The sequence below is a fragment of the Methanocalculus pumilus genome (assembly GCF_055382585.1).
Map to the genome: position 1 here is coordinate 541,945 of NZ_AP042393.1, position 8,653 is coordinate 550,597.

The following is an 8,653-nucleotide window of genomic DNA, read 5'->3' on the forward strand; positions in this document are numbered from 1 at the left end:
GTCTACACTCCCTTGCATTTCCTGACTTCAGCGAGCACCATCTCGAGGAACTCCTGGTCGGTGAGCATGCCTTCCGGCGGGTCAACAACCTTCCTTGACTCGATCGGGACATTGTCCATACGATAACAACAGCCACCAACCTCGACACCGACGAAGGCGACCGGTACATGGAGTTTACAGACCGCGGTCGTCGGGGTGAGGTGGGGATCGATTGCAACTGAAGGCAGCTCTGAGATCTTCTTCACTGATCCGATCGGGAAGTGTGCGCCGGGATCTGAGCCGAGCACAAAGACTGCATCAACCTCACCCCTGACCAGCAGATCATTTGAACTGGTCTCACCGGGGTTATACCGGGCAATACCGCGTGACAGATCAACACAGAACGGGAACCCGTACTGCCAGCCGAGCACTTCGCCGGAGCCGGTAACGTTGTAGTGGCCCCGCATCGGCATGATGGCGGCTTTTGTGTAATCATTTAAGTCACGGGTGACTGAGATTGCCATATCGATGTTGTGATTCTTTCCAAGTGACTGGGTCACACCCATCCCGAAGTAGATGATCACAAACCGGCCGCTCTTCAGGAGATCGGCTGCTTCATAGATCTGGTCTTTTGGGATGCCTGCAACGAAATCAGGCAGCTTCTCGCCACGGAACGCGACACGGAGCGCCGAGAGGAGTTCGTAATCGCGGCCCTGCTCAAGCTGGAGATGCACATCGGCAAGCGATGCGGTATCGGTCTTCCTCGGGTCAATCACAAAGACTTTCCTGCTCTTTGACCCTTTCCCGGTGAAGAATCCACGGGGATAGACCGAGTATCTCGACATGTGCCGGGGATGAGCATGTGCCGGGTTGCATCCCCAGAAGACGACACGGTCGGCACGGTTCATTGCCTCGCCGAGTGTGCATGAGGGAATTCCGACATCCTGGACGGCGATGAGCGAGCTGCCGTGGCAGACGGTTGCGGTGTTGTCGACGATACCGCCGACAGCTTCTGCAATCGAATGGCCGACACTCTGCGCCTCGCAGGAGGTTGAGGACCATCCATACATCAGGGGTTTCTTTGCTTCGCAGAGGATCTTTGCGGTATATTTTGCCGCTTCCTCGTAGGAGACCTCTTTGGTGGTTCCATCTTCCTGCATCATCCGGGGCCGGGTGATCCGGTCCTCGGCCTGCGAGTGGAGGAACTTCTCTGCACCGATTGCGCAGGCATGATAGACCTCGAGGATCTTCTTGCCGTCGTCACTCAGCTCGACCTCAAGGTCGTCGCAGAGTGTCCCGCAGAAGGGGCATATTACATCAGATACGATATTTGCCATAGACTTTCCTCACACCTTGAGTCCGCATGCCTTGCGGACAAGTTCCTGGGAGTCAAAGATCGGCTCGTTGGTTGCTACTTCGACTTCAATAGGAACTCCCTTGAATGTCGGCATACCCATTGAGTAGGTATTTGGGTCAACAACCATGTTTGCCCAGGGTCCCATCGGAATATAAGCAAGGCCAGGGTGTGGACCCTGGGTTGCCTCGACAGCCTTCACGATGACAGTTCCAAATTCGCTTGTAACGCGGACATTGGTGTTCTTCCAGACGTTCAGCTTCTTCATGTCGGAGGGATCCATCTCGATGATGCCGCATGCCTTTGTATAGGCCTTCTTTTCTTTGCCGCCTTCCATCGAGACACCCTGCTGAATGGTACGTCCGGTGATAAGGTTCAGTAAAATCTTGGTCACGCTTACTCCCTCCCTCTACTGCCGAAACTCCTTCAGCGGGCTTGGCCCGAGTTCTGTTACTGTCCTGACGACATCTTCTACGACCTTTGCCCACTTTGCACCCTCAGATGCCGAGACAAATGTCATTCTGAACCTTTTGTCTTCGATACCCATGTTCTTGAGGACACTCTTTATGAGGAACATCCTCTTTGCCGCCTTGAAGTTCCCTTCAAGGTAGTGGCAGTCACCGAAGTGGCATCCTGAAACGAGCACACCATCTGCACCGTTTGCAAACGCCTTCATGATGAAGAGGGTATCGACACGCCCGGTACACATGACCCTTATCGTCCTGATATCGGGTGGGTATTGTGTCCTTGCACTTCCTGCGAGGTCTGCTCCTGCATAGGAACACCAGTTGCAGATGATGCCGAGAATCTTTGGTTTCCATTCATCAGTCATTTACTGCTCACCTCCAAGGAGGAACGCATCAATCTGTGCAACAATCTGTGGTGTAGCAAAATGCTGCATCCAGATAGCACCACCCGGGCAGAACCCTCCGCAGGTCCCGCATCCTTTACATTTCGCTTCTGTGACCTGCATCACGGTTCGTCCGTTCTTCTCGACGAGATCAAGTGCCGCATATGGGCAGAGGTTCACACACATCCCGCATCCTGCACACTTCTCTTCAATACACATGGCAAAGTATGGTTCGAGCTCGACCTCTCCGACATGAATCGGAATCGATGCTGCTGCTGCTGCTCCTTCTGCCTGTGCCACGGTATCGGGGATATCCTTTGGTCCCTGGCAGACCCCTGCGAGGAATACGCCTGCTGTGGTTGTTCCACAGGGGTTCAGCTTCGGGTGAGCCTCGAGGAGCCATCCGTCCATGGACTGTGATACGCCAAAGAGTTTGCGTGTCACATTGGTCTCTTCGGTTGGCACGACTGCTGATGCCAGTACAACCATATCGAGTTCGATATTGACCGGCTGGCCGAGGAGTGTATCTTCGGTCATGACGTAGAGATTCTTGTTGATGGGATCCTCTTCAATCTTGGCCACACGTCCCCGGATGAACTTCGCTCCCTCATCCTGGATACGGTAATAGAACTCCTCGTACATCTTTCCAAACGATCGGATATCCATGTAGAAGAGATACGACTGTGATCCGGGAATCTTCTCATGCAGCTGATGTGCATGTTTCAGCGAATACATACAGCAGAACCTGCTGCAATATGGCTTGCCGATCCCGGTGTTGTCACGTGACCCTGCACAGAGGACAAACCCGATCTTCTTTGGTGTCTCTCCATCGCTCGGCCGTATCACCTTGCCGCCGGTTGGTCCGGACGCACAGATGAGCCGCTCGAATTCGAGTGAAGTGATGACGTTATCATACCGTTTGTATCCCCACTCGGTCTTCTTCTCGATCGGGAAGAGTTCGTATCCGACTGCAAGCACAGCGGTACCGACCTTGACGGTGACAAACTCGTCTTCCTGTTCGAGATCGATCGCCTTCTTCTCGCCGCAGATATCAACACAGAGTTCGCATTTCACACATGAATCGAAATCTATCGTGTAGATAAGCGGTACAACCTGCGGGTGGTAGATATAGATCGCCTTTCTGGGTGCCATCCCCATCTCGAACGGATTCGGCTTGATAACGGGACAGACCGCATCACAGTCTCCGCATCCGTTGCATCCTCCACCGACGATCCCGCGTGCCTCAGCCTCGGCCGGTGTGAGGACACCTCGTGCTTTCTTCCTGAGTGTGATATCGAAGTTGCCGATGTATCCCTCGACCTTCTCGACCTCGGTATACGTCATCAGCTCGATGTTTGGGTGCCTGCCGACATCCACCATCTTGGGTGTCAGGATACACTGTGAACAGTCGAGTGTCGGGAACGTCTTGTCGAGTTGTGACATCCTGCCGCCGATTGTGGGTGCCTTCTCGATGAGATAGGTCTTGATCCCCGAGCTTGCAAGATCGAGTGCTGCCTGGATACCACCGACACCTGCGCCGACAACCATTGCGGAATGCTCGACCGGTACCGACTTTGGGAACAGGTCTTCAAGGAGCGATGCCTTGGCCACCGCCATTTTGAGTGCATCCTTTGCCTTATCCGTTGCTCCCTGGCGGTCATGCATATGTACCCACGAGTTCTGTTCGCGGATGTTTGCCATCTCGAACCTGAACGGGTTCAGTCCACCCTCTTTTGTCGCGGTACGGAACGTCGGTTCGTGCAGCCGTGGTGAACATGCCGCAACGACAATCCCGGTGAGATCATGTTCTTTGATCGCATCTTCGATCTTCTTCTGGCCGGGTGTCGAACACATGTACTGGTATTCGTCTGCCAAAACGACATTTGGAATCGTCTGTGCAAAATCCTGCAGTTCCTTGATATCAATGGAACCAGCGATGTTGGTACCACAGTGGCAGATATACACACCGACTCTTGGTTTTTGTGATTTTGTTTCATCAACCATAGTACACCTCACTGGAGTTTGTTCAGGAAAGGTTCACAGGAGATCCCATGGAGATCAAGTGCAAGATCCTGCGGGCTCATCCCCTGTGCAAGGCCGAGCAGTTCGTTGTAGTGGAGAACAGGAATTTTCCATTCAACACCGAACTTCTCTTTGATCTCGATCTGACCACGGTCAAACTGAAGCTGGCAGAACGGGCAGACCTCGGTTATTGCGTCGGCTCCCGCCTCGTTCATGTTGATCAGCTTCTCGTTTGTGATGTCAAGTGCATGTGCAATATCATATCCACGCACACCGCCACCGGCACCACAGCACTGCATCTTGTTCCGGTACTGCACCGGTTCTGCACCCAGTGCAGCAACAAGCTCCTCCATCCACATCGGGTTCTCGGTATCGCCGACACCTTCCGCTTCAAACTCACGCTCTTTGCGTGGCTTGAGCAGGTGGCATCCATAATGGACGGCAATCTTCACTCCTTTGAGTGGTGTTGTGATACTGTCTGCGAGCTTTGCCACGCCACAGATCTTCTCATCATAATAGATCTCGGCAAGGTGGCGGACATTGATCGTTCCCTTGAACTCCATGTCGATCTCTTTCAAGACCTCGTTGACGTCATCCCTGAGTTCGTCATGGTGTTTGAGTTTGTGGTTTACTTCCCAGATTGACTTGTAACATCCATTGCAGATGAGTGCGATATCGGTATTCATCTGCTCTGCAAGGACAAGGTTGCGTGCAGCCATTGCGTACCATACTTTGAGATCGATCGAGCCGAATGCTCCCGGTGCAGGACAGCATGATGCGCCCTTCAGTGGGAGGAGTTCGATCCCGAGATTTCTGCTGGTTTTAATGGCTGCGGACTCGATACCGGGATACCGGTTCGGTGCGATACACCCGAGGAAAAATGCGTATTGGTGTGTCTTTCCTGACATTACTGACCCTCCGCCAGAATTTCATCTGCTTTATCTTTCAGGCCGTAGTGGTCGAGAATCTTCTGGATACCCGGTATAAACTCAGCATATTTTGCTGTGGTCTCCGGCTCGGCTTCAAGTCCGAGTCTGACACGTGCTGCACGGTTCACATCGTTATTGGGGACACCATGTCCTGTCTTGTATATGAACTGGACGGTGTTTAAGAAGTTCCGTGGCACAATCTCGCGTTTGAATGCCAGATTTCTCATTGCCATGATAATATCGGTCGGTGCGATATCCCGTGGACACCGGTCGGTGCACGAATAACAGGTTGTGCAGAGCCAGAGGTCCGGGTCGGTGAGCGAATCGTTCTCGAGCCCGAGCACTGCCCGCCGGACAAACTTCCTGATCCGGTATGAGCTTCTCGGTGCCGAGGGGCATGACCCTGTACAGGTGCCACACTGGTAGCACATGTGTGCAATTGTCATCCCTATCTTCTCGACATTCTTGAGAAAATCAGGTGATGCATCTTCTGTGCGGTAATACCGGTCTGCCAGACGGACAGACAGGTTTTCATCGGAGTAACCCTTTGCTTTTGCCATAATGAAACCTCACGCCGTCTCCAATGCCTTCAGCTGGACTTCTCCGGCCTTATCTGCATCTTCACGCACCTGTGATGTCCGTGGAGTCAGAAGCTTCGCTTTGATCTTGTTGAACAGGTCGGTCTCTTTTCCTTTGACCCGGATGCCGGTCCGCCTCAGTATAATAATATCCTCGCCGGGACAGGCATTGACACAGGCGCCACAGAACATGCAGAAATCCTTGTTCACTGCAATGACGGGTTCAAGTTCGCGTTTCAGATCCTTTGCGGGCCTGGGTGTCGGCAGATAAATCGCATTACAGGGGCAGACCTCGACACAGGTTGAACACCCGGATGGGCATTTCTCTGCATTGAAGGTGATATCTCCCTCGAAGATCTTCTCGACAGTGATCGCCTCTTCCGGACAGTTCTGTGAACACCAGGTACAGGTACAACAGTCCTCTTGGACAATTGCAACCTTACCGGGCAGTTTCTTTGACTCGACTGTCCTTTCGACGGTGATTGCCTCTTCCGGACATGCCTCGACACAGACCTTGCAGGCGTCGCAGAGATCTTCATCCCAGACAACCTTGCCATCCACGGTTCCGGTTTCTGCCGTGAAGGGTTTGTGCTTGACATCGATTGCGGGACAGAGTGCACCACAGATGCCACAGTAGTTGCACTTCTCGTCATCAACCACAAACTCGGTCTTTGCAGTGAGTGCATTCTGCCGAAGAAGCCCTTCATCGTCTGCTCCTTCAAATAATGGAACATCGCGGTCGATCGCTTCTCGTGGACAGACCTCGTCACAGATAGTACATCGGACACATTTCTCGTCATCGATCGTTGTGACCATATCGTACTCTGGGAACCCTTCCTTCTCAAGAATCGGGAGTTTCTCTTCGCCGTCTATCTCCAGGCTCAGCGCATTGAACGGGCACATAATGACGCATACGCCACAGTAGGAGCATTTCTCCGCCTCGATGCTAACAGGTGCATCATCGACGGTTGAAACTACTCCTCTGCGAACGGCGCCGACCAGTCCCAGAGAGATTGCCTCTTCCGGACAGGCATCGACACATATGCCGCATCCCGTGCAGGTTTCGCTGTCTAAGATCAGGTGATTGGTCTGTTTCAGGAGACGCTGCTCCATTACGACCCTGACACCTTCTCTTGTCCTGGAGAATTTTGGAAACAAATTGCTCATAGCCATTGATGAATCCCTCTCTTCTCCTCCATTTAGTGGTGAGCTCCGACACCCTCAACAGGTGCCCGGTTCGTCTCCCACGGTCCTACCAGTCGAATGACATCGTAAGGACATGCCTCAACGCACACGCCGCATCCGGCGCAGAGCTCGTTTTTGACGTCAAGAACAATCGCCTTTCCGTCCTGAACAAGGTAGATCTTGTCTTTTGTGACCGGATCAACTGTGTACAGCTCCAATGCGTTTACCGGGCATGCAACAACACAATTGTTACAACCAGTACAACGCTCCAAATTGATATGCATTGCAAACGCCATGCTATCAGCACCAGCCTTTCTATCGATTTTAATCGATTACTGAAATGGTTGTTAGATAAGATAGATAAACTTTCTTAATTCATTATACTACAAACATTCCTGATAGTGAGTTGATATTAATGGATAGTGGTTAATAATGCCACTGTGAAATGGGACAGACTCTGAATGAATAGCATATTCTATGCGCTTTTCCGGTTTTTTTATACTGTTGTTATTATACTGGGATGCCGCCCATCTCTCTCATTTATATCTTTAAATTATGCTTATTTTGCGAAAACATTGTATTGTGAAGGATTCTTTTTGCTTCAGATCAGATAGTTCTATTAAATAATATATCGATAATTTACTTAAAATTTTTATCCGTTCGCTGTCTTCCTGATTGACACATTTTTTACTATCTCCCCCTTCTCTGTTCCAGATACATGTTTTTCAAACTGCCAGATGGGGTGCCGGATGAAAAAGAAATCTTCTTATATCCATCTCCCTCACATACTCATATAGAAGGTGTTTCTATGGAATACAACGGTGTCATCATCGACAATACCTACGCAGAGGGATTCCCCACCTGGGTCTCCCGTGTCATAGTAACAGCAGTCACAAAGGAATGGGCATACAAGGCAGCAGTTGAAGCAACCGGTTTTGCCACATCAACGATCGGATGTCCTGCAGAGGCAGGCATCGAGCGGTTCGTTCCTGCCGACGAAACTCCTGATGGACGGCCGGGATATGCAATACTCATCTGTGTCGGTAAGAAGAAGCTCAAGGAACAGCTTGTTGAGCGTATTGCAGAGTGCATCCTTACCGCACCAACAACTGCTGCCTTCAACGGGCTTGATGCCGAAGAAAAACTTCCGGTAAAGCTCCACTTCTTTGGAGACGGCTTTGAATCCAAAGTCACCGTCGGTGGCCGCGAATGCTGGTCCATTCCGATCATGGGTGGTGACTTCATTATTGAAGAGGAATATGGAGCAGTCAAGGGTGTTGCAGGTGGGAACTTCCTGATAATGGGAGAGAACCAGATGAGTGCACTCGTTGCAGCAGAAGCAGCAGTTGATGCTATCGCGGATGTGCCGGGTGTCATCACTCCGTTCCCGGGCGGTGTCGTTTCCAGCGGTTCAAAGGTCGGAAGCAACAAATACAAGTTCATGGGAGCATCCACAAACGAGGCATTCTGCCCGACAATCCGTGAGAAGGTTGAAGGTACCGGTGTTCCAGCCGGAATCGGTGCAATCTATGAGATAGTCATTGATGGTGTTGACGAAGCCTCAGTGAAAGCGGCAATGGCAGCCGGTGTGAAAGCTGCCTGCAAGGTGCCTGGTGTGAAGCAGATTACAGCCGGAAATTATGGCGGCTCTCTTGGACCATTCAAGTTCCAGCTTCACGAACTCTTCTAATCTTTTTTCTCCCGTCTGCGATCGATCACCTTATATTCTGTTGCAGCCGATTATCCTGTTAACGAA

The 8,653-nt window shown here is 51.6% G+C and carries 9 protein-coding genes; 1 reads left to right on the forward strand and 8 read right to left on the reverse strand.

Annotated features, from left to right (window positions below):
• Positions 1–2: 2 nt before the first annotated feature.
• The 8 genes from ACZ44I_RS02865 to ACZ44I_RS02900 are packed head-to-tail and all read right to left on the reverse strand — an operon-like array spanning position 3 to position 7,193.
• The gene (locus ACZ44I_RS02865; protein WP_464548937.1) at positions 3–1,316 is read right to left on the reverse strand and encodes a formylmethanofuran dehydrogenase subunit B; all 1,314 of its coding nucleotides are present in this window, start codon (positions 1,314–1,316) and stop codon (positions 3–5) included.
• 9 nt (positions 1,317–1,325) lie between these two features.
• Entirely contained in the window at positions 1,326–1,727 is a 402-nt protein-coding gene (locus ACZ44I_RS02870; RefSeq protein ID WP_464548935.1) for a molybdopterin dinucleotide binding domain-containing protein, read from the reverse strand.
• 15 nt (positions 1,728–1,742) lie between these two features.
• Positions 1,743–2,165, reverse strand: a complete 423-nt coding sequence (locus ACZ44I_RS02875) for a hydrogenase iron-sulfur subunit (protein WP_464548933.1) — start codon at positions 2,163–2,165, stop codon at positions 1,743–1,745.
• Positions 2,166–4,187 carry a 4Fe-4S dicluster domain-containing protein gene (locus ACZ44I_RS02880; RefSeq protein ID WP_464576572.1) on the reverse strand — a complete coding sequence of 674 codons (2,022 nt, stop codon included), beginning with the start codon at positions 4,185–4,187 and terminating at the stop codon, positions 2,166–2,168. It abuts the gene before it with no gap.
• 8 nt (positions 4,188–4,195) lie between these two features.
• Positions 4,196–5,113 carry a CoB--CoM heterodisulfide reductase subunit B gene (gene hdrB, locus ACZ44I_RS02885; protein WP_464548929.1) on the reverse strand — a complete coding sequence of 306 codons (918 nt, stop codon included), beginning with the start codon at positions 5,111–5,113 and terminating at the stop codon, positions 4,196–4,198.
• A complete protein-coding gene (gene hdrC / locus ACZ44I_RS02890) occupies positions 5,113–5,694 on the reverse strand; it encodes a CoB--CoM heterodisulfide reductase subunit C (protein ID WP_464548927.1) in 582 nt (193 codons plus the stop codon). Before hdrC ends, hdrB begins: the two co-directional genes overlap by 1 nt.
• Positions 5,695–5,703: 9 nt before the next feature.
• Entirely contained in the window at positions 5,704–6,879 is a 1,176-nt protein-coding gene (locus ACZ44I_RS02895; protein ID WP_464551662.1) for a 4Fe-4S binding protein, read from the reverse strand.
• A gap of 32 nt (positions 6,880–6,911) precedes the next feature.
• Positions 6,912–7,193 (reverse strand): 4Fe-4S binding protein, encoded by a 282-nt coding sequence (locus ACZ44I_RS02900; protein WP_464548925.1) that lies wholly within the window; start codon positions 7,191–7,193, stop codon positions 6,912–6,914.
• Positions 7,194–7,705: 512 nt separating this feature from the next.
• Between ACZ44I_RS02900 and fhcD the strand changes: the two genes are divergently transcribed.
• Positions 7,706–8,587, forward strand: a complete 882-nt coding sequence (fhcD, locus tag ACZ44I_RS02905) for a formylmethanofuran--tetrahydromethanopterin N-formyltransferase (protein ID WP_464548923.1) — start codon at positions 7,706–7,708, stop codon at positions 8,585–8,587.
• The last annotated feature ends 66 nt before the right edge of the window (positions 8,588–8,653 follow it).

What these genes read in the sequence shown, in the direction of transcription:
- ACZ44I_RS02875 (WP_464548933.1), bottom strand. Translation starts at nt 2,165, where the DNA reads ATGACTGATGAATGGAAACCAAAGATTCTCGGCATCATCTGCAACTGG.
- ACZ44I_RS02865 (WP_464548937.1), bottom strand. Translation starts at nt 1,316, where the DNA reads ATGGCAAATATCGTATCTGATGTAATATGCCCCTTCTGCGGGACACTC.
- hdrB (WP_464548929.1), bottom strand. Translation starts at nt 5,113, where the DNA reads ATGTCAGGAAAGACACACCAATACGCATTTTTCCTCGGGTGTATCGCA.
- ACZ44I_RS02880 (WP_464576572.1), bottom strand. Translation starts at nt 4,187, where the DNA reads ATGGTTGATGAAACAAAATCACAAAAACCAAGAGTCGGTGTGTATATC.
- hdrC (WP_464548927.1), bottom strand. Translation starts at nt 5,694, where the DNA reads ATGGCAAAAGCAAAGGGTTACTCCGATGAAAACCTGTCTGTCCGTCTG.
- ACZ44I_RS02895 (WP_464551662.1), bottom strand. Translation starts at nt 6,879, where the DNA reads ATGAGCAATTTGTTTCCAAAATTCTCCAGGACAAGAGAAGGTGTCAGG.
- ACZ44I_RS02900 (WP_464548925.1), bottom strand. Translation starts at nt 7,193, where the DNA reads ATGGCGTTTGCAATGCATATCAATTTGGAGCGTTGTACTGGTTGTAAC.
- fhcD (WP_464548923.1), top strand. Translation starts at nt 7,706, where the DNA reads ATGGAATACAACGGTGTCATCATCGACAATACCTACGCAGAGGGATTC.